This window comes from Modestobacter sp. NPDC049651, assembly GCF_040659695.1.
GTDB lineage: Bacteria > Actinomycetota > Actinomycetes > Mycobacteriales > Geodermatophilaceae > Modestobacter.
Genome location: NZ_JBFAOG010000003.1, coordinates 190,468 through 210,732 on the forward strand (window position 1 = coordinate 190,468; position 20,265 = coordinate 210,732).

The 20,265-nt window shown below is 74.3% G+C and carries 17 protein-coding genes; 10 read left to right on the plus strand and 7 right to left on the minus strand.

Annotation, left to right across the window (positions count from 1 at the left end; all coding sequences use genetic code 11):
• Positions 1-81 precede the first annotated feature (81 nt).
• Genes AB0J00_RS06485 through AB0J00_RS06500 form a run of 4 tightly spaced genes read right to left on the minus strand, consistent with a single transcriptional unit; the run spans position 82 to position 3,146 of the window.
• Positions 82-1,131 carry an ABC transporter ATP-binding protein gene (locus AB0J00_RS06485; RefSeq protein WP_357741887.1) on the minus strand — a complete coding sequence of 350 codons (1,050 nt, stop codon included), beginning with the start codon at positions 1,129-1,131 and terminating at the stop codon, positions 82-84.
• Positions 1,128-1,925 (minus strand): ABC transporter permease, encoded by a 798-nt coding sequence (locus tag AB0J00_RS06490; RefSeq protein WP_357741890.1) that lies wholly within the window; start codon positions 1,923-1,925, stop codon positions 1,128-1,130. The genes AB0J00_RS06485 and AB0J00_RS06490 overlap by 4 nt, the downstream gene beginning before the upstream one ends.
• The gene (gene modA / locus AB0J00_RS06495) at positions 1,922-2,710 is read right to left on the minus strand and encodes a molybdate ABC transporter substrate-binding protein (RefSeq protein ID WP_357741893.1); all 789 of its coding nucleotides are present in this window, start codon (positions 2,708-2,710) and stop codon (positions 1,922-1,924) included. Before modA ends, AB0J00_RS06490 begins: the two co-directional genes overlap by 4 nt.
• A gap of 40 nt (positions 2,711-2,750) precedes the next feature.
• Complete coding sequence (locus AB0J00_RS06500) at positions 2,751-3,146, minus strand: TOBE domain-containing protein (protein WP_357741895.1); 396 nt, start codon at positions 3,144-3,146, stop codon at positions 2,751-2,753.
• A gap of 738 nt (positions 3,147-3,884) precedes the next feature.
• On the opposite strand from AB0J00_RS06500, the gene AB0J00_RS06505 reads away from it, so the two are divergent.
• The 3 genes from AB0J00_RS06505 (at position 3,885) to AB0J00_RS06515 (ending at position 8,605) form a co-directional block, all read left to right on the plus strand.
• Positions 3,885-5,591 carry an ATP-dependent DNA helicase RecQ gene (locus AB0J00_RS06505; RefSeq protein ID WP_357741898.1) on the plus strand — a complete coding sequence of 569 codons (1,707 nt, stop codon included), beginning with the start codon at positions 3,885-3,887 and terminating at the stop codon, positions 5,589-5,591.
• Positions 5,592-5,681: 90 nt separating this feature from the next.
• On the plus strand, positions 5,682-7,343 hold the full coding sequence (locus AB0J00_RS06510; RefSeq protein ID WP_357741901.1) for a carbamoyltransferase C-terminal domain-containing protein: 1,662 nt from the start codon (positions 5,682-5,684) through the stop codon (positions 7,341-7,343).
• A gap of 50 nt (positions 7,344-7,393) precedes the next feature.
• Complete coding sequence (locus AB0J00_RS06515; protein ID WP_357741904.1) at positions 7,394-8,605, plus strand: acyl-CoA dehydrogenase family protein; 1,212 nt, start codon at positions 7,394-7,396, stop codon at positions 8,603-8,605.
• Between the two features lie 43 nt (positions 8,606-8,648).
• Here the strand turns inward: AB0J00_RS06515 and AB0J00_RS06520 are convergent, their stop codons facing one another.
• Entirely contained in the window at positions 8,649-8,846 is a 198-nt protein-coding gene (locus tag AB0J00_RS06520; protein WP_357741907.1) for a hypothetical protein, read from the minus strand.
• A 20-nt stretch (positions 8,847-8,866) separates the two neighbouring features.
• A complete protein-coding gene (locus tag AB0J00_RS06525) occupies positions 8,867-10,507 on the minus strand; it encodes an LCP family protein (protein ID WP_357741910.1) in 1,641 nt (546 codons plus the stop codon).
• A 217-nt stretch (positions 10,508-10,724) separates the two neighbouring features.
• On the opposite strand from AB0J00_RS06525, the gene AB0J00_RS06530 reads away from it, so the two are divergent.
• The 4 genes from AB0J00_RS06530 to AB0J00_RS06545 all read left to right on the plus strand — a co-directional run bounded on the left by AB0J00_RS06530 (position 10,725) and on the right by AB0J00_RS06545 (position 15,091).
• A complete protein-coding gene (locus AB0J00_RS06530; protein ID WP_357741912.1) occupies positions 10,725-11,687 on the plus strand; it encodes an acyl-ACP desaturase in 963 nt (320 codons plus the stop codon).
• 59 nt (positions 11,688-11,746) lie between these two features.
• On the plus strand, positions 11,747-12,547 hold the full coding sequence (locus AB0J00_RS06535; protein WP_357741915.1) for an exodeoxyribonuclease III: 801 nt from the start codon (positions 11,747-11,749) through the stop codon (positions 12,545-12,547).
• A 75-nt stretch (positions 12,548-12,622) separates the two neighbouring features.
• The gene (locus AB0J00_RS06540; RefSeq protein ID WP_357741918.1) at positions 12,623-13,945 is read left to right on the plus strand and encodes a hypothetical protein; all 1,323 of its coding nucleotides are present in this window, start codon (positions 12,623-12,625) and stop codon (positions 13,943-13,945) included.
• 57 nt (positions 13,946-14,002) lie between these two features.
• The gene (locus AB0J00_RS06545) at positions 14,003-15,091 is read left to right on the plus strand and encodes a spore photoproduct lyase family protein (protein ID WP_357741921.1); all 1,089 of its coding nucleotides are present in this window, start codon (positions 14,003-14,005) and stop codon (positions 15,089-15,091) included.
• 13 nt (positions 15,092-15,104) lie between these two features.
• Here AB0J00_RS06545 and AB0J00_RS06550 read toward each other — a convergent pair whose 3' ends face one another.
• The gene (locus AB0J00_RS06550; protein WP_357741924.1) at positions 15,105-15,953 is read right to left on the minus strand and encodes a protein phosphatase 2C domain-containing protein; all 849 of its coding nucleotides are present in this window, start codon (positions 15,951-15,953) and stop codon (positions 15,105-15,107) included.
• 164 nt (positions 15,954-16,117) lie between these two features.
• Here AB0J00_RS06550 and yaaA point away from each other — a divergent pair, with 164 nt between their 5' ends.
• Genes yaaA through AB0J00_RS06565 form a run of 3 tightly spaced genes read left to right on the plus strand, consistent with a single transcriptional unit; the run spans position 16,118 to position 20,093 of the window.
• Complete coding sequence (gene yaaA, locus AB0J00_RS06555) at positions 16,118-16,888, plus strand: peroxide stress protein YaaA (protein WP_357741927.1); 771 nt, start codon at positions 16,118-16,120, stop codon at positions 16,886-16,888.
• Positions 16,885-18,654, plus strand: a complete 1,770-nt coding sequence (locus tag AB0J00_RS06560) for a glycoside hydrolase family 15 protein (protein ID WP_357741930.1) — start codon at positions 16,885-16,887, stop codon at positions 18,652-18,654. Before yaaA ends, AB0J00_RS06560 begins: the two co-directional genes overlap by 4 nt.
• Before the next feature lie 20 nt (positions 18,655-18,674).
• The gene (locus AB0J00_RS06565) at positions 18,675-20,093 is read left to right on the plus strand and encodes an amidase (protein ID WP_357741932.1); all 1,419 of its coding nucleotides are present in this window, start codon (positions 18,675-18,677) and stop codon (positions 20,091-20,093) included.
• Positions 20,094-20,265 lie beyond the last annotated feature (172 nt).

Below are 20,265 nucleotides of genomic sequence, written 5' to 3' on the forward strand. Positions count from 1 at the left end.
CGGGCCGCTTTCGGCACCGAAAGCGGGACCGCTTTCGGCGCCGAAAGCGGTGCGGGGTCAGGCGCCGGGAGCGGAGGGACGTCAGCGGGCGTAGACGGCGACCTCGGAGGCCTTGACCGTCGCCCACACCGGCACGCCCGGGGCCAGGCCCAGCTCGGCGAACGACGTCGCGGTCACGTCCGCGGTCAGCGGCACCTCACCGGCCAGGTCGCACCGCACCACCGACCCGTGCGGCGTCGCCGCGACGACCTGCGCCGGCCAGACGTTGCGCGGGCTGCCGTCGGGCCGGGACAGGTACAGCGCCACCGACTCCGGCCGCACCGCCACGAACACCGGCCCCTCGACCGGCTCGGCCACCGCCACCGCTCCCCCGCCGTCCAGCGCGACCGACGTCCCGGCGCCGACCCCCGGGAGCAGCACCAGCCCGACCAGCCGCGCGACGTAGTCGGTGCGCGGACGCCGGGCGACGTCGGCGGGCGTGCCGGACTGCACCACCCGGCCGTCCTCGACCACCACCACCCGGTCGGCCAGCGCCATCGCGTCCACCGGGTCGTGCGTCACCAGCACCGTCGAGCCGCCGAACGCGGCCAGGTGCTGGCGCAGCTCCGCCCGCACGGTCAGCCGGGTGCGGGCGTCCAGCGCCGACAGCGGCTCGTCCAGCAGCAGCAGCCGCGGGTCCCCCACCAGCGCCCGCGCCAGCGCGGCCCGCTGCGCCTGCCCGCCGGACAGCTGCCCCGGCCGCCGGTCGCCGAGCCCCGCGAGCCCCACCCGGTCCAGCCAGGGCAGCGCGGCCGCCCGCGCCGCCGCCCGGCGCGCGCCCCGCGAGCGGAGCCCGAAGGCCACGTTCTCCGTCACCGACAGGTGCGGGAACAGCAGGTGGTCCTGGAACACCATGCCCAGCGCCCGCTCGTGCGCCGGCAGGTGCCGGGAGGCGCCGTCCCACTCCTCGCCGTCGACGCTCACCGCCGAGCCCGCCGACGGACGCAGCAACCCGGCGAGCACCCGCAGCAGCGTGGACTTCCCGGCCCCGTTCGGCCCGAGCACGGCGAGCACCTCGCCGTCCGCCACCGCCAGCTCGACGTCGACCGCCAGCGGCCCGCGGTCCACGACCACGTGCGCCGAGAGCGTCATGCCGCGGCCACCCGCGACCGACCCAGCCAGCGCTCCCGGAGCAGCAGCAGCGTCGCCAGCGACACCGCCAGCAGCACCAGCGACAGCACGATCGCCGCCTCCGGGTCGCTCTGCAGCGCCAGGTACACCGCCAGCGGCATCGTCTGCGTCGTCCCCGGGAAGTTGCCGGCGAACGTGATCGTCGCGCCGAACTCCCCCAGCGCCCTCGCCCAGCAGAGCACCGCGCCCGCGGCCACCCCGGGCGCGACCATCGGCAGCGTCACCCGGCGGAACGTCGTCCAGCGGTCGGCCCCGAGGGTGGCGGCGGCGTCCTCGAACCGGGCATCCGCCGCGCGGAGCGCACCCTCGGCGCTGACCACCAGGAACGGCATCGCCACGAACGTCTCCGCGATCACCACCGCGGTCGTCGTGAACGGCAGCGTGAACCCGAACTGCGTGTACAGCCAGTGCCCGACCAGCCCCTGCCGGCCCAGCACCAGGAACAGCGCCACGCCGCCGACCACCGGCGGCAGCACCAGCGGCACCGTCACCAGCGCGCGCAGCACCGACCGGCCCGGCACCGTGGACCGCGCCAGCACCCACGCCAGCGGCACGCCCAGCACCAACGAGACCGCGGTGGCGAGCGTCGCGGACACCAGCGACAGCCGCAGCGCCGTCCCGACGCCCGGCGCGGTGAGCTGGGAGCCGAGGTCCGACCAGGGCGCCCGGACGACGAGCCCGACCAGCGGCAGGACGAGGAAGACCGTGCCGATCGCCGCCGGGAGGAGCAGCGGCAGCGGGACCCGGCGGTTCACGGCGCGCGGAACCCGGCCGCCTGCAGCGCCTGCTGCCCCTCCGGACCCTCGACCAGGTCGACGAACGCCTTCGCGGCCGCGGCGTTCGGCGCCGCCTCCAGCGTGGTGATCGGGTAGGTGTTGACCGCCTTCCCGGCCTCGGGGAACTCGATGCCCTCGACGTCCGAGCCGGCCGCCTCGACGTCGGTCGCGTACACCAGCGCCGCGTCGACCTCGCCGAGCTGCACCTTGGTCAGCGCCGCCTTGACGTCCTCCTCCTCGGAGTCCGGCTGCGCGGTGATCCCGGCCGCGTTGAACACCTGCTCAGCCGCCGCGCCGCAGGGCACGCTCGGCGCGCAGACCGCCAGGGTGAGGTCCGGCTTGGCGAAGTCGGCCAGCCCGGTGACCTTGCCCGGGTTGCCCTTGGGCACGGCGATCTCCAGCGCGTTCTCGGTGAAGGTCGTCGGCTCCGCGGCCGGCAGGCCGGCCTTCGTGACGACGTCCATCTGCGCCTGGTTGGCCGAGGCGAAGACGTCGGCCGGGGCGCCCTGGGTGAGCTGGGTGGCCAGCGCCTGGCTGCCGGCGAAGTTGAACGTCACCGTCAGCCCGGGGTGCTCCTGCTCCAGCTGCTTGCCGAGGTCGCCGAACACCCCGGTCAGCGAGGCCGCGGCGAACACGGTGAGGTTGCCGGTCACGTCGTCGGCCGACGACGACGCCGCGCCCGCCGCACCGTCGTCCGTCGACGAGCCCCCACACCCGGCCAGGACCAGGGGCAGCGCGAGCAGGACACCGAGCGGCTTCCGCATGCGCGGGACACTAGCCGACTGACGACCGCAACTGCGGAGATCAGGGCACGTCGACGCTGACCTGGGTCGCCTTGACCGTCGCGACCGCCCGGACGCCGACCTCCAGGCCCAGCTCGTCCGCCGCCTCGCGCGACATCAGCGACACCACCCGGAAGGGCCCCGCCTGGATCTCCACCTGCGCCATCACGGTGTCCCGGACGACGCCGGTGACGATCCCGGTGAACCGGTTGCGCGCCGACGACGAGCGGGTCGCGCCCGGCTGCGGCGCCTCGTGCAGCTCGGTGGCCACCCGGGCCAGGTCGGCGCCGTCGACCTGCGCGGGCCCGCCGGCGGACCGGGTCGCGGCCAGCCGGTCGGAGTCGATCCAGCGGCGGACGGTGTCGTCGCTGACGCCGAGCAGGGCGGCCGCCTCGGCGATCCGGTAGGACGTGGGCACCGCCGCACTCTAGGGCCGCTTGTTCGATGCGAACGCCCTCCCGGCCCATCAGTTCGAGCGAGTGCTCGCCGCACGGCCCGATCCGGCGGCCGGTGCGGAACCGATAGAGCGAACATGAGCACGACTTCCCCTGCGGCCGTTCGCTACTTCCACGGCGGCACCGGCGGACTTGAGCCAGGGACCCGCCTGACACCCTTGAACCTCAGAACCGCGGACGACCCCATCCGGCGCGCCCGCTTGAATGCCGAGGTTCGCGGCGGCGGAAACCCCGGTCTCAGCTTCATTGACCGCAACTGGGTATACGTGAGCACGTGGCCGGACTTCTGTCACCTCTACGCCCGCAGCGTCGCCAACACTTCAAACGCGGATGCGGCGATCTACGAGGTGGCGGTGGACCCGACGGCACTCAGCCCGGACCCGGACTCCTCGTGTTGCCCCGGGGACGGGCTCGCCTTTCGAGTCGCCCAGGCAGAAGTCGTGCGGACCGTGCGAGTGGTGCCGTCTAGCAACAGCTACCCAGCATCCGTGTGGGAGGCCTGGCGATGCACCGCGCGACACGACGACATGTCTCTCGTAGTCCACCCGCGATATGACCGCCTGGCGGCCGTCGGCACCCAGCGAGCCACCGGCGACTTGATGCCCGGCCCTGCACTCTGGGCGCGCATGCGAAACGGCGGCTGCACAACCTTGGATTTCTAGGGTCGTTTGTCGATCAGGGGCGCCGGGCAGACGGGGTCGGTGACAGCCCAGAGCACAACCAACCCCGCCGGCGGGTCCGCGTCGGTGCGCACCCGCCGCATCCGTGAGGCCGCCCGCGAGCTCCTCGGCTTCGAGGAGTTCCGGCCCGGCCAGGAGGCGGCCATGCAGTCCGTGCTCTCCGGTCGCGACACCCTCGCCGTGCTGCCCTCCGGTGCGGGGAAGTCGGCCGTCTACACGATCGCCGGCACCCTGGTCGACGGCCCGGTGCTCGTCGTCTCCCCGCTCATCGCCCTGCAGCGCGACCAGGTCCAGCGGCTCGAGGACATCGGCGCGGACAAGGTGGGCGCTGCCGCGCTGCTGAACTCCAGCCTGTCCGACGGCCGCCAGCGGGAGGTGCTCGAGCAGCTGCAGGACGGAACGGTCCGCTTCGTCTTCCTCGCGCCCGAGCAGCTGGCCAGGCCCGAGGTCGTCGACGCCATCCGGGACGCCGGCCCGGCGCTGTTCGTCGTCGACGAGGCGCACTGCGTCTCCGCGTGGGGCCACGACTTCCGCCCCGACTACCTGCGGCTGGGCGGCGTCGTCCAGCAGCTGGGCCACCCGACCGTCCTCGCGCTCACCGCCACCGCCGCCCCGCCGGTGCGCGCGGAGATCGTCGAGCGGCTGGAGATGGACGACGCCGAGGTGATCGTCGCCGGGTTCGACCGCCCGGAGATCCGGCTGGAGGTCGAGCAGCAGCCCGACGGCCAGCACAAGCAGTACGCCATCCTGGACCGGGTCACCGAGCTCGCGAAGCTCGGCACCGGGATCCTCTACAGCGCGACCCGCAAGGGCACCGAGGAGTTCGCCGAGGAGCTCGCCGGCCGCGGGCTGCGCGCCGCCGCGTACCACGCGGGGCTGAAGAAGAGCGACCGCGAGGAGGTCCAGCGGCAGTTCATGGACGACGAGCTGGACGTCGTGGTCGCCACCACCGCGTTCGGCATGGGCATCGACAAGCCCGAGACCCGCTTCGTCGTCCACGCCGAGCCCGCGGACTCCATCGACAGCTACTACCAGGAGATCGGCCGCGCGGGCCGGGACGGCGAGCCCGCGCTCGCCGTCCTCGTGTACCGGCAGGAGGACCTCGGCATCCGCAAGTTCTTCGCCGCCGGCGCCCCGCCGGAGGAGGAGCTGCAGCAGGTCGCCGGGCTGGTCAAGGCCGGGGTCGAGGCGGGGCTGGACGGCGTGGACATCGCCGACCTGCGCGAGGAGACCGGCCGCCCGGCCACGCCGCTGGTGCGCGACCTCAACCTGCTGGAGCAGGCCGGCGCAGTCGTCCTGGACGACGAGGGCCACGCCGTGCCCGCCGCCGACGCGCCCAGCCCCGGCGAGGCGGCCGCCGCGGCCCGCGAGCTCGCCGAGCACCACATCAGGGTCGACGAGAGCCGCATCGAGATGATGCGCGGCTACGCCGAGACCACCGGCTGCCGGCGGCAGTTCCTGCTCGGCTACTTCGGCGAGCAGCTCGACGAGCCGTGCGGCAACTGCGACAACTGCAGCGCCGGGCTCTCGCAGGAGCAGCACACCGCCGACGCCGACCACCCGTTCCCGGTGGACATGGCCGTCGAGCACACCGAGTGGGGGCCGGGCCTGGTCATGCGCCACGAGGACGACCGCATCGTCGTCCTGTTCGAGGAGGTCGGCTACAAGACGCTGGGCCTGCAGGCCGTCATCGACCACCACCTGCTCGCCGAGCGCACGGCCGGGTGAACCGGGCCGTCTCGACCTGCGGGATCGGCCCGCCCCCTTGATCATGAACACGGACCGGGCGGAACAGGCCCGGCCGGGAGGAGCGCACGCGTGAAGGTCCTGGGCATCAACGCCATCTACCACGACCCGGCGGCGGCCCTCGTCGTCGACGGGAAGGTCGTGGCCGCGGCCGAGGAGGAGCGGTTCAGCCGGCGCAAGCACGGCAAGCGCCCCCTGCCGTGGAGCGCCTGGGAGCAGCCCGAGCTGTCCGCGGCCTGGTGCCTGAGCGAGGCCGGCATCCGGCCCGAGGATCTCGACGCGGTCGCCTACTCGTTCGACCCCGCCCTGATGGGCACGCCGGAGGAGTCCGGCCTGTTCGACGACGGCGACGTCATGCGCAAGAAGTACGCCGAGATGGCGCCGGACTTCCTCGCCCACGCCCTGCCCGGGCTCGACCCGGCGAAGGTCCGCTTCGTCAAGCACCACGTCGCGCACGCCGCCTCCGCCGGTCTCGCCGCGCCCGGCCACCAGGGCCGCCGCGACAACTCGGTGCTGGTGCTCGACGGCCGCGGCGAGGCGCACAGCCACCTCGCCGGCCGCTACCGCGACGGCCAGCTCGAGGTTCTCGCCGGCCAGGCGCTGCCGCACTCGCTGGGCCTCATGTACGAGGACCTCACCGACCACCTGGGCTTCCTGCGCAGCTCCGACGAGTTCAAGGTCATGGCGATGGCCAGCTACGGCAAGCCGCGCTTCGTCGGCGACCTGGCCGAGCTGATCCGCGCCACCGACGACGGCGGCTTCCGCACCGAGAAGATCGACTTCACCGAGTTCGCGCCCCGCCTGGGCAAGGGCGAGCAGTGGACCGAGGCGCACGCCGACCTCGCCGCCAGCGTCCAGCAGCGCCTCGAGGAGGTGCTCATCGACCTGGCCCGCTGGGTGCACGAGCAGACCGGCGACAAGGTCCTCACCCTCGCCGGCGGCACCGCCCTCAACTGCGTCGCCAACACCCGCATCCTCGCCGAGAGCCCGTTCGAGGAGGTCTGGGTCCAGCCGGCCGCCGGCGACGCCGGCACCGCGCTGGGCAGCGCCCTGCACGTGGCCCGCGAGCTCGGCGAGGACACCCAGCCGATGCCCGGCGCCGCACTCGGCCGCGGCTGGACCGACGACGAGATCGAGCAGGTGCTCATCACCGCCGCGATCGACTACGAGCGCCCGGACGACGTCGCCGAGGCCGTGGCCGAGGTGCTCGCCGACAACGGCGTCATCGCCTGGTTCCAGGGCCGCAGCGAGTACGGCCCGCGGGCGCTGGGCCAGCGGTCGCTGATGGCCCACCCCGGCTACGAGGCCAACCTCGAGCGGATGAACGACGTCAAGGGCCGCGAGCAGTTCCGGCCGGTCGCCCCGATGGTGCTGCTGGAGAAGGCCCCGGAGATCTTCAGCCGCGGTCCGATCCCCTCGCCGTACATGCTCTTCGTGCACGACGTGGCACCCGAGTGGCGCGACCGCATCCCCACCGTCACGCACGTCGACGGCACCGCCCGGATCCAGACGATCGACCCGCAGGAGTCGCCGCTGGTCCACCGGATGATCTCCGCCTTCGAGCGGCGCACCGGCATCCCGGTCGTGGTGAACACCAGCCTGAACACCGCGGGCCGGCCGATGGTCGACGACCCCCGCGACGCGCTGGAGTGCTTCGGTTCGGCGCCGGTCGACCTGCTCGCCATCGGCCCGTTCGTCGTCCGCCGGCCGAAGCGGACGCCCCGGCCGGAGTGACCGCCGGTGCCGGGTGCGACACGCGTCGCACCCGGCACTAGCGTCCGGTCATGGACTTCACCCTGTCCGCGCGGGCCGAGGACGTCTCCGGCCGGATGTGGGACTTCATGCGCGAGCGGGTCTTCCCCGCCGAGGCCGTCTACGCCGACTGGCGGGCCGCCCGCGGCCACGACGACCACGCCCACCCGCCGGTGCTCGAGGAGCTCAAGGCCGAGGCCCGCGCCCGCGGGCTGTGGAACCTCTTCTCCCCCGAGCTCTCCGGCCTGTCGAACCTGGAGTACGCGAGCGTCGCCGAGATCACCGGCTGGTCGCCGGTGATCGCCCCCGAGGTCACCAACTGCGGAGCCCCGGACACCGGCAACATGGAGACGCTCATGCTCTTCGGCACCCCGGAGCAGAAGGAGCGCTGGCTCACCCCCCTGCTGGAGGGCGAGATCCGCTCCGGCTTCGCGATGACCGAGCCCGAGGTCGCCAGCTCCGACGCGCGTAACATCCAGACGTCGATCGCCCGGGACGGCGACGAGTACGTCGTCAACGGCCGCAAGTGGTGGACCTCGGGTGCCGCCGACGAGCGGTGCCAGGTCTTCATCGTCATGGGCAAGACCGACCCGGACGGCGCCCCGCACCGGCAGCAGTCGATGGTGCTGGTGCCCCGCGAGACCCCGGGTGTGGAGATCAAGCGCCACCTGCCGGTGTTCGGCTACCAGGACCAGCACGGCCACTCGGAGATCGTCTTCCGCGACGTCCGGGTGCCGGCGGCGAACATCCTGGCCGGCGAGGGCGACGGCTTCATGATCGCCCAGGCCCGGCTCGGCCCCGGCCGCATCCACCACTGCATGCGCGCCATCGGCATGGCCGAGCGGGCGCTGGCGCTGATGGTGTCCCGCGCGCAGCAGCGGGTCGCGTTCGGGCGGCCCCTCGCCGAGCAGGGCACCGTGCGCGAGTCGATCGCGCTGTCCCGGATCGAGATCGACCAGGCCCGGCTGCTGGTGCTCAAGACCGCGGACCTGATCGACCGGCACGGCGCGAAGGGCGCCCGCACCGAGATTTCCGCGATCAAGGTGGCCGCACCCCGGGTCGCGCTGGCCGTCATCGACCGCGCCATCCAGCTGCACGGCGGGGCCGGGGTCAGCGACGACACCGTGCTGGCGCGGTTCTACGCCAGCGCCCGCACCCTGCGGATCGTCGACGGCCCGGACGCCGTCCACCTCCGCGGGGTGGCCAAGGAGGAGCTGGCCCGGGAGCGCCCGTACGCCGGCTGAGCGGAGTGGATCCGTCGAGCTGAGCGCGACGGATCCACTCCACCTAGCGGGTGGGGGACCGCCGGTACAGCCAGGCGCCGACCACGGCGACGACGACGCCGAGCACCAGGGAGCCCACGCCGACCCCCGCCCGGTCGCTGCCGAACCAGGTGGCCGACGTCGCCAGCAGCATCAGCGCGATGCCCAGCAGGAGCAGGCCGACGAGGCGCTCGCGGCGGGCCCGGGGGTCCGGTGAGGTCATGCGGCGACCCTACGGAGCCCTCAGCGCTGCCGCGTCGGGGGCTTGCCGGCCGCGAGCTGCTCCTGCGCCTGCTGCGGGTTGTAGGCGCACACGTCGCTCACCGAGGCCGCCGGGTCGCCGCCGGCCGCGGTGCCCGTCGCGGGGGCGCCGGCCGTCGGGGTGGAGGTCACCGGTGCGGTGGTGCCGCCGTCCGCGGACGGCGGCGCGGCGGGACCCGATGCCGTCGGGTGCAGCGCCTGCTGCACCAGCGACCGGATCTTCGGGTAGTCCGGGTACGCCGGGCTGATCACCGTGTCGTCGAACACGACGCTGCGGATGCCGGCGTCCTTCACCTTGAACGCCAGGTCGACGACGTCGCCGAGCACCGACTGCGGCATGTCGGTGGAGATGATGTCCTGGGCGGTCGAGGCCAGCTCCTGGTACTTGCGCAGCAGGGTCACCGGGTCGGCCTGGTCGACCATCGCCTGCAGCACGCAGCGCTGCCGGTCCATCCGCAGGTAGTCGGTGAGCCCGTAGCGGCCCCGCGCGAACTGCAGCGCGGTGTAGCCGTCCATGTGCTGCGCCGGCCCAGGGGTGATGTAGTCGTCGGGCAGCTCCTGGTTGGTGATGCCGTTGACCGGCACCCAGTAGTTCACGTTGACCGTGACGCCGCCGAGCGCGTCGACCAGCTTGCTGAAGCCGTCGAGGTTGACCAGCGCGAAGTAGTCCAGGTGCAGGCCCAGCGCCTCGCCGACGCCCAGCTTCAACCAGTCGGCGCCCTCGTCGTCGGTGGGGCCGAGCACGCCCGGGTGGGCGGCCGGGCCGTTGCGGTAGACCGCGTTGAGCAGGCTCTCGCTCTCGCTGCCGGCGTCGAAGCCGTTCGGGTACAGCGGTCCCAGCGGGCTGCTCGCCGGGAAGGGCAGGTTCTCCAGGTTGCGGGGGAGGCTGAACAACGTCGTCCGGCCGGTCGCGACCTGGACGTTGGCGACGATGACGGTGTCGGTGCGCACGCCCTCGCGCCCCTCGCCACCGTCACCGCCGAGCAGCAGGACGTTGACCTCCTTCTTGCCGCCGAAGGGCACCGAGGTGTCCTCCGGCTCGGTCACCGTCGCGCTCTCGTGTTCGGCGAACACCGAGTCGACCAGGTCGCGCTGGGCGCTGGCGAGCCGGACGACCTGCACCGCGGGCGCGACGACGGCCAGCGCCAGCAGCGCCACGACGACGCCGGCGACCCCGCGCTGCCAGGCGCGCAGCGGGCGCGGTCGCACCGCGCGCCACTGGGTCAGCACGGCCACGACCCACGCGAGGGCGACCACCACGGCGCCGACCATCAGCCAGACCAGCGCCGTGGAGTCGAAGGCCATCCGGACGGCGCCGTGCAGCCCCCGGGTGACGATCCACACGACGGCGGCCACGAGCAGCACGAACAGCCCGAGGACCACGGCACCGGTGCGGCGTCGTCCGCTGGCGAGGAAGGCGGTCCCGGGCACGACGGTGCCGGCCACGGTCAGGCCCAGCGCGCGGCCGAGGCCACCGGCCGGGTGCGGACCCGTGCGCGGGGGCGGCGGACCGGCGACGGGCGGCAGGCCGGCGGCGGACCGGGTCGCCCCGGCGTCGGCGGCGGCCGCAGCCGCGGCCTCGCGCCGGGCGCGGCGGCCGCGGGGTGGGACGTGGTCGCTCACGCGCAGGCCACCCGCTCGTCGATGCCGGTCATCCCGCCATGTTCTCACCTCGCGGGAGGGGGGTCGTCCGCACGCGAGCAGATCACCCTCCCAGGAGGGGCCGCTGTGGCGCACCCGACACGCCGGACGGCGCGCATGGGAACCCCCTCCCCGGGTACGGACGTTCCTACGGTCGCGTAGGTTACGAGACCGTAGGTCCGATCCGAGGAGGCCACCCATGGCACAGACGAGCCGGCAGACCGCCCTGCTCACCGAGCTGGAGCCGGTCGTGGCGCAGAACCTCGACCGCCACCTGTCGATGACGCAGGAGTGGCACCCGCACGACTACACCCCCTGGTCGCAGGGGCGCGACTTCGCGTTCCTGGGCGGCGAGGACTGGTCGCCGGAGCAGTCGCGGCTGGACGAGACGGCGAAGGCCGCGATGTTCACCAACCTGCTCACCGAGGACAACCTGCCCAGCTACCACCGCGAGATCGCCACCCGGTTCGGCCGGGACGGCGCGTGGGGCACCTGGGTCGGCCGCTGGACGGCGGAGGAGGGCCGGCACGGCATCGCGCTGCGCGACTACCTCGTGGTCACCCGCGGCGTCGACCCGGTCGAGCTCGAGCGCGCCCGGATGGACTACATGACCTCCGGCTACGACTCCGGCGACAAGACCCCGCTGGAGGCGGTCGTCTACGTCTCCTTCCAGGAGCTGGCCACCCGGGTGAGCCACCGGAACACCGGCAAGGCCACCGGCGACCCGATCGCCGACCAGCTGCTCGCCCGGATCGCCAAGGACGAGAACCTGCACATGATCTTCTACCGGAACCTGGTCAGCGCGGCGTTCGACATCGACCCCGACGCGACCATGCGGGCCGTCGCCGACGAGGTCATCCGGTTCGAGATGCCCGGCGCCACCATGGCCGGCTTCCGGAAGAACTCGGTGATCATCGCCAAGGCCGGCATCTACGACCTGCGGCTGCACCACGACGAGGTCATCTCGCCGATCCTGCGCACCTGGAAGGTCTTCGACCGCACCGACCTCGGCCCCGAGGGCGAGCGGGCCCGGGAGGAGCTGGCGCAGTTCATGGTCGGCCTGGACGCGCAGGCGACGAAGTTCGTGGACGGCCGCGAGCGGATGCGTGCCCGCCTGCAGGCCAAGCAGGACACCGCGCTCACCCCGCTCCCCCAGGCGTGATGCGGAGTGGATCCGTCGGCGTCAGCTCGACGGATCCACTCCGCCTAGGCTTGGCTCCCGTGCGCCTCGCGACCTGGAACGTGAACTCCATCCGCAGCCGCGTGGACCGGGCGGTGGCCTTCCTCCAGCGCAGCGACGTCGACGTCCTGGCGCTGCAGGAGACCAAGTGCAAGGACGAGCAGTTCCCTTCAGCGCGGTTCCGGGAGATCGGCTACGAGGTCGCCCACGTCGGCTACTCGCAGTGGAACGGCGTGGCGCTGCTGTCCCGGGTGGGCATCAGCGACGTCGAGGTCGGCTTCCCCGGCATGCCGTCGTGGGCCAAGGACGGCGCCGAGCCCGCCGCCGAGGCGCGGGCGCTGGGCGCCACCTGCGGCGGGGTGCGGGTGTGGAGCCTGTACGTGCCCAACGGCCGCACGCTCACCGACCCGCACCTGCAGTACAAGCTGGCGTGGCTGGAGGCGCTGCGGGTCGCCGCCGGCGGCTGGCTGACCGAGGACGCCGAGGCGCAGGTCGCGCTGGTCGGTGACTGGAACATCGCGCCGCAGGACGACGACGTGTGGGACATGTCGGTGTTCAGCCACTCCACGCACGTCTCCGAGCCCGAGCGGGCGGCGTTCCGCGGGATCGTGGAGGCCGGCTTCACCGACGTCGTCCGGCCGCACACCCCGGGCCCCGGCGTCTACACGTACTGGGACTACACGCAGCTGCGCTTCCCGCGCCGCGAGGGCATGCGCATCGACTTCCAGCTGTGCTCGCCGGCGCTGGCCCGCCGGGTCACCGACGCGCGGATCGACCGCGAGGAGCGCAAGGGCAAGGGCGCCAGCGACCACGCGCCCGTGGTGGTCGAACTCGCCGAGTAGCGGCCACCCGGGCCGGGGTGGCGAAGTGCTCCGGAGGGCCCCCGCAGTCGCTAGCTTCTGCGCATGCCGGGAGGCGTGCGTCTGACGATGTGGAAGTCGGGACGGTTCTCGCTCGCGTCGGAGGGGGACGACGGGAGCAGCTCCTTCCTCTGGGTGGACCCGAGCGGCGGCGTCACGACCGACGTGGCCGGCACCGACGGCGTCCGCCACCGGACGTTCGTCACCGCGGCCGAGCGCGGGGTGGCCGTCTCCGTCGCCCTGCCGGCGGAGCCGGCCGGACCGGCGCCGGTGTACGACGCGGAGCTGCGCGGCGCGCTGGACGGTCCGTGGAAGGCCGGCGTGCCGATCGACAAGGTGCTGCCCAGCGGCGCGCACGTGCACATCGACCGCGACGGCGACGGGACCGGGCACTTCTGGGAACACGGGACGCGCACCCGGGTGGTGGACGCCGACGGGTTCGAGACGCCCGCCGTGGACTGGACCCGGGTCTTCCACCCCTACGGCGACGCCCAGCACGGCGGCGACCGCCGGCAGCGCGAGTCCAGCGAGTGGGGCACCAAGACGCTGTCCAACGGGGACCGCATCACCTTCTCCGGCCTCAAGGTGACCACCCGCGACGACGCCGGGGGCGAGCGCACGGTGTGGGAGCGCGGCGAGTACAACCCGCGCACGGGGGAGCAGTCCCGCGGGGTCACCGTCGACAACCCGGACGGCACCCACTCCACGACCTGGAGTGACACCGGCCCGGGCAGCTCGTGGCGCGTGGTGACCGAGACGACCGACCGCAACGGCGACGGCACGCGCCACGAGTCGCACGGCCACGGCGACACGGTGGACGGCGAGTCCGACGAGGACGTGCATGGGGGGACCGACGGCGACGAGGACCCCAACGACCCGGCGACCCAGCCGGCCGGGGACGGTGAGGGGGCGACCGAGGGCGACCCGGACGGCGTGCCCTTCGACGCGGTGACCCTGCGGGAGCTGATCGGCGACGCCTGGCGCGACCAGGACGGCCTCGACACCCTCGGCGACGTGGAGGCACGGCTCCGGCCGTTCCTCGCGCGGATCCGCGCCGCGGCCGCGGCCGCGGGTGGTGGGGCGACGCCCGGCGAGCTGCTCGACTCCCTGGGCGCCCCGCCCGACGTCTTCTTCGACCTCACCGGTGTCGGCCACGACGCGACCGAGGAGCTCGACGACCTCGGCCGGCCGCACCCGTTCTTCGAGACCGACCTCGCCGCGTCGGTGGTCACCGCGGCGCAGGTCGAGGTCACGGGCTCGGCCGTCGCCGACCTGTCCGCCGCCGTCGCGCTCGACGCCCTCTACGGGGTGGCCGAGCGGCTCACCCTGACCGCCTCCGCCGTGGCCGCACCGTCGAGGATCGCCCGCCCGACGTTGTGACCGGGATCCGCCGGGCAGGGCGGAAGCTGCAGCTCAGGGTGGGTGTTGGACCTGTCGATGAGCACGCTGGAGCTCCCTTCCCCCACCCGCCTGTGGACGCCGTCGCGCGTCCTCGTCACCCGCTCCGCCGCGGAGCGCCCCTACGGGCAGCGGGTGCTCGCCCGGCTCGAGGCCGCCGGCGTCGACCGGATCGAGCTGCTGCCCGGCGACCGGCTGCCCGGCCTGCGCGGCGACGGTGACCGGGCGGCGTTCATGGCCGCCAAGCAGACCCTCGCGCTCGTCGTCCCGCCGCCGTCGGCCCGGCGCCTGCAGCCGATCCCGCCGTCCGCCGACTGGCGCTTCGACCTGGCAAAGGGCTGCCCCGCCCACTGCCAGTACTGCTACCTCGCCGGCTCGCTGTCCGGCCCGCCGGTCACCCGGGTGTACGCCGACCTCGACGAGGCGCTGACCGGCCTGGACGCCTACGTCGGGCACGGCACGGTCACCTCGGGCACCGCCGAGCGCGGGGCGGAGGGGACGACGTTCGAGGCGTCCTGCTACACCGACCCGCTCGCGCTGGAGCACCTGACCGGCGGCCTGGCCACCGCGATCAGCCACGTCGGCACGCACCCGTTCCCCGGCCCGGTGCAGCTGCGGGCCACCACCAAGTTCGACGACGTCGCCGGGCTGCTGGACCTCCCGCACGCCGGCCGCACCCGGTTGCGCTTCAGCCTCAACGCGGAGACGGTCGCCCGGCGGTTCGAGGGCGCCACCTCACCGGTGGCCGGCCGGATCGCCGCGCTCGGCGCGGTCGCCGCCGCCGGCTACCCGGTCGGCCTCACCCTCGCCCCGATCATGCCGGTCGAGGGCTGGCGGGAGCAGTACGGGCAGCTGCTGGACGACGTCGCCGCGGCCCTGCCACCGGGCGCCGACGTGACCGTCGAGTGCATCACCCACCGGTTCACCCCGGGCAGCAAGGAGACGCTGCTGGACTGGTACCCGCGCACCCGGCTGGAGATGGACGAGGCGCAGCGCACCCCGAAGCGCGGCAAGTTCGGCTCGGTCAAGCACGTCTACCCGAAGGAGACGATGGGCGAGCTGCGCGGCTGGTTCACCGCGGCGATCGCCGAACGGCTGCCCGGCGCCCGGCTGCTCTACTGGACCTAGCGGTCGGAGGGGCTCAGCGGGGCCGGTGCTGGGCGAGGCCGACCGGCACCGGGCCCGGCCACAGCGCCTCGAGCGCCTCGGCTGTCTCCTCGCGCAGCTCCCGGGCGGCCCCGACGGTGTTCGGCCCGCCGCGCTGCTCTCCCGCCGCCTCCTCGCGGACGTCGGCGACGACCACCGTCGTGTTGTCGACCGGCGAGAGCAGCGCCTCGTCCCGCAGCGCCCGGGCCACCTCGGTCGGGGTGCCCGGAGCGGCCAGCAGGTCGGCGATCCGGTCGGGGCTCACCACGTCGGACAGCCCGTCGGAGCACACCATGAGCCGGTCGCCGGCCCGCACGTCGAGCCGGATGACGTCCAGCGCCGCCACGTCGTCCTCCGCGCCGTGCAGCGCGGCGTAGACCGCCGAGCGCTGCGGGTGCACCTTCGCCTCGGCCGGGGTGAGGCTGCCGGCGTCGATGAGCGCCTGCACCAGCGTGTGGTCGGTGCTCACCTGGTGCAGCACCCCGGCCCGCAGCACGTAGCCGCGCGAGTCGCCGATGTGCAGCAGGTGGACGCCGTCCGCGTCGGCCCGCATCGCGGTCAGCGTGGTCGCCATCGTCCGCAGCCGCGGGCGCACCGTGTACGCGGCGCGGATCCGCTCGTTCGCGCTGGCCACCACCTGCACCGGGTCGGGGGCGCCGTCCGCGCCGCTCCAGCCGGCCAGCGGGGCCATCCAGGTGGCCACCAGCGAGGAGGCGACCGCACCGCCGACGTTGCCGCCGACGCCGTCCGCGATCGCGATCAGCAGCCGGCCCGCGCAGGCGGAGTCCTGGTTGTCCGGCCGGGGTCCGGTGTGCGAGACGGCCGCCGAGTCCAGCACGAGCACCCGCCGGACACCTCCTCGCACCACCGTCTCCGCCGGACGAACACCTCGTGCACAGCGATCGACGAACGGTAGAGCACGCGCCCCCGGTCCGGGACGACGGCTGGCCGAACAGCGCTCCGCGGCCGCCGGGTGGCCCGCTCCCCCGCCGACTACCGTGGGCACCCGTGCTCGTGCTCCTGCCGCCGTCGGAGACCAAGCAGCCCGGTGGCGACGGCGCCCCCCTCGACCTGGCCACCCTCGGCTCCCCGGAGCTCACCCCCGTGCGCGCGCAGCTCGTCGAGACGGTGGTCGCGCTCGCCGGCGACGTCCCGGCCGCCCGCGCCGCGCTGGGCCTGTCGGCCAAGCAGGACGACGAGATCGCCCGGAACGCCGTGCTCCGCACCAGCCCGACGATGCCCGCGCTCGAGCGGTACACCGGGGTGCTCTACGACGCCCTCGACGTCCGGTCGTTCACCCGCGCCCAGCGCGCCCGGGCCGGTGCCCGGCTGGCGGTGGGGTCCGCGCTGTTCGGCCTCCTGCGCGCCGACGACGCCGTCCCGGCGTACCGGCTGTCGGCCGGATCGGCGCTGCCCGGCCTGCCGTCGCTGCGCTCGCTGTGGAAGCCGGTGCTCACCGACGTGCTCACCGGCACCGGCGAGCTGGTCGTCGACCTGCGCTCGGGCGCCTACGCGGAGCTCGCCCCGGTGCCGGACGCCGTCACGGTGCAGGTGCTCAGCGAGCGGCCGGACGGGACGCGGGCCGTGGTCTCGCACTTCAACAAGGCGCACAAGGGCAGGCTGGCCCGGCTGCTCGCCACCACGACCGCCGAGCCCGACTCGGCCGTGAAGCTGCGGGCGCTGCTGCGCCGGAACGGGTTGCACGTGGAACACCGCAGCGACGGACGGCAGGGCGACCAGCTCACCCTCGTCGTGCCGGCGGACGCGGTCACCCGGTGACCCGCGACCCCGCCGGCTACGCCGACCTGGCCGACTACGCCGCCATCGGCGACGGCCGCACCGTGGCGCTCATCGCCCGCGACGGCCGCATCGACTGGCTGCCGCTGCCGGAGATGGACGGCCCGCCCGTGTTCGCCGCGCTGCTGGACGCCGACAACGGGGGCTGCATCGAGCTGCGCCCGGTCGGCGAGTTCACCGTCGAGCGCGCCTACGTGCCCGACACCAACGTGCTGACCACGACGTTCACCACGCCGACCGGCACGGTGCGGGTCACCGACTCGCTCAACAGCGGGGTCGCCGGCCGGCTGCCCTGGTCCGAGCTGGCCCGCCGGGTCGAGGGGCTCACCGGGTCGGTGCGGCTGCAGGGCGCCGTCCGGCCCGGCACCTGCCTGAACACCGCCTCGCCGTGGGTGCACCAGACGGTGCACGGCCCGGTGCTGCGCGTCGACGACCTGACCCTCGCCGTCCGCACGCTGGGCGCGGACGACGTGGTGGACGGCGACCGGCGGGTCGACGTCGCCTTCACCACCGAGCCCGGCTCGCGGCACCTGCTGGGCCTGGTGGCCACCCGCAGCGAGCCGCTGTTCCTCCCGCCGGCCGACTCGATCGACTCCGGCGTCGACCGCACGGTGGCGAACTGGCAGGCCTGGAGCGGCACGTTCGACTGGGACGGCCCCTGGGAGGACGCCGTCCGGCGCAGCACCCTGGCGCTGAAGCTGCTGACCAACGCGGCGACCGGGTCGATGGTCGCCGCGGCGACCACCTCGCTGCCGGAGAGCCCCGCCGGCGGGAAGAACTGGGACTACCGGTTCGCCTGGGTGCGCGACTCCGCCTACGTGCTCACCGCGCTGTTCCGGTTCGGGCTGCGCGAGGAGACCCACGGCGCGATCAGCTGGCTGCTGTCGACGATCCGCCGGCACGGCCCGGAGCCGCAGGTCTTCTACACGCCCCGCGGCGAGCTGACCGACGGCTACGCGGTGCGCGACGTCCCCGGGTGGCGGGGCCTCGGCCCGGTGGTCGAGGGCAACCGGGCCGAGGACCAGCTCCAGCTCGGCGTCTTCGGCGACCTGTTCGGCATCGTCTCCCTCTACGTGGAGAACGGGAACGTGCTGGACGCCGCGACCGGCCGGATGCTCGCCGGCATCGCCGACCTGGCCTGCGACCGCTGGCGGTCGAAGGACTCCGGCATGTGGGAGCTGACCGAGGTGCGGCACCACACCACCTCGAAGCTCGGCTGCTGGCAGGCGCTCACCAAGGCCGTCGAGCTCGCCGACGACGGGCAGATCCCCGGCGACCCGGCCCGGTGGCGCTCCGAGGCCGACCAGATCCGCCGGTGGGTGGACGAGCACTGCTGGTCCGAGGAGCGCGGCGCGTACGTCTGGTACCCCGGCACCCACCAGCTGGACGCCTCGATCCTGCTGCACGCGATCAGCGGGTTCGACCGCGGCGAGCGGATGAGCCGCACCCTCGACGCGCTGCGCGAGGAGCTGGGCGCCGGCCCGCTGCTGTACCGCTACAGCGGCGCCGCCGACGAGGAGCCGGCCTTCGTCGCCTGCTCGTTCTGGATGGTGTCTGCGCTGCGGCTGTGCGGCCGCGCCGACGAGGCCCGCGCGCTGATGGACGAGCTGGTCGGGCTGGGCAACGACGTCGGGCTGCTCGCCGAGCTGGTCGACCCGACCACCGGCGAGCAGTGGGGCAACCTGCCGCAGGGGCTCAGCCACCTGGCGCTGGTGAACGCAGCCATCACGGCGTCCTCTCAGCACTAAGGGACTTGTACGGTCCCAGCATGAGCGACGACGAGCTGTGCCTGCGGCCGGCGACCGAGCTGGCGGCGCTGGTGCGGGCCCGTGAGGTGTCCGCGCGCGAGCTGCTCGAGGCGCACCTGGACCGGATCGACCGGGTCGGCCCGGCGCTCAACGCGATCGTCACGCTCGACCCGGACGGCGCCCGGGCCGCGGCCGACGCCGCCGACGCCGCGCTGGCCGCCGGAGAGCCCGTGGGTCCGCTGCACGGCCTGCCGGTGGCGCACAAGGACACCCACGCGACCGGCGGGATGCGCACCACCTGGGGCTCCCCGCTGTTCCGGGACACCGTCCCGGCCCGCGACGAGCTGGTGGTGGCCCGGTACCGGGCGGCCGGCGCCGTCCGGGTGGGCAAGACCAACGTGCCGGAGTTCGCGGCCGGCTCGCACACGTTCAACCCGGTCTTCGGTGTCACGCACAACCCGTACCGGCACGGGCTGTCGGCCGGCGGCTCCTCCGGTGGCGCGGCCGCCGCGCTGGCCGCGGGCCTGGTCCCGCTGGCCGAGGGCAGCGACATGGGCGGCTCGCTGCGCAACCCGGCCGCGTTCTGCAACGTCGTCGGGCTGCGGACGACGCCCGGCCGGGTGCCCACCTGGCCCGCGCCGCTGGGCTGGTCGACGCTGTCGGTGCAGGGGCCGATGGGCCGCACCGTCGCCGACGTGGCGCTGCAGCTGTCCGCGATCGCCGGTCCCGACGCCCGGGTGCCGATCAGCCTGGAGACCCCCGGTGCGGGGTTCGCCGCGCCGCTGCCCGAGGACCTGACCGGCCTGCGCGTCGCCTGGACGCCCGACCTGGGCGGCCGGGTGACGGTCGACCCGGCGGTCACCGCCGTGCTCGAGGCGCAGCTCGGCGTGTTCACCGGCCTCGGTGCCACCGTCGAGGAGGACTGCCCGGACCTCTCGGACGCCGACGAGGTGTTCGGCACGCTCCGCGCGTGGCTGTTCGCCCAGGCGCACCTGGACCGGTCGCGGGAGCACCCGGACCTGGTCAAGGAGAGCATCCGGTGGAACGCCGAGCAGGGCGCCCGGCTGACCGGCGCGGACCTCGCCCGGGCGGAGGCGGCGCACACCGAGCTGTACGAGCGGGTGGTGTCGTTCTTCGGCCGCTACGACGTCCTGCTGGCGCCCACCACGCAGGTGCTGCCCTTCCCGGTGGAGCTCGAGTACCCGACCGAGATCGGCGGGGTGCCGCAGGAGAACTACCTGGAGTGGATGCGCTCCTGCACGGTCATCTCGGCCACCGGCTGCCCGGCGCTGTCGGTGCCCGGCGGGTTCACGCCCGACGGGCTGCCGGTGGGCCTGCAGGTGATCGGTGCGCCGCGCGCGGACCGGCGGGTGCTGGAGGTCGGGCACGCCTTCGAGCAGGCGACCGGGTTCGGCCTGCGCCGTCCCGACCTGGGCTGAGCCCCCGGGCCGGGCCCGCGCGTCCGCGCGGCGGCCGCCCGGGGGAAGGACGGGCGACCGCCGCGCGATGCGGGTGCCGGCAGCCGGCGGGCGCCGGGGGGAAGACCGGTGACCGCCGCCTGACCAGCGTCGTGCCGTGCGCCGAGCGCAGTGGGGAAGGACGACGTCGCGC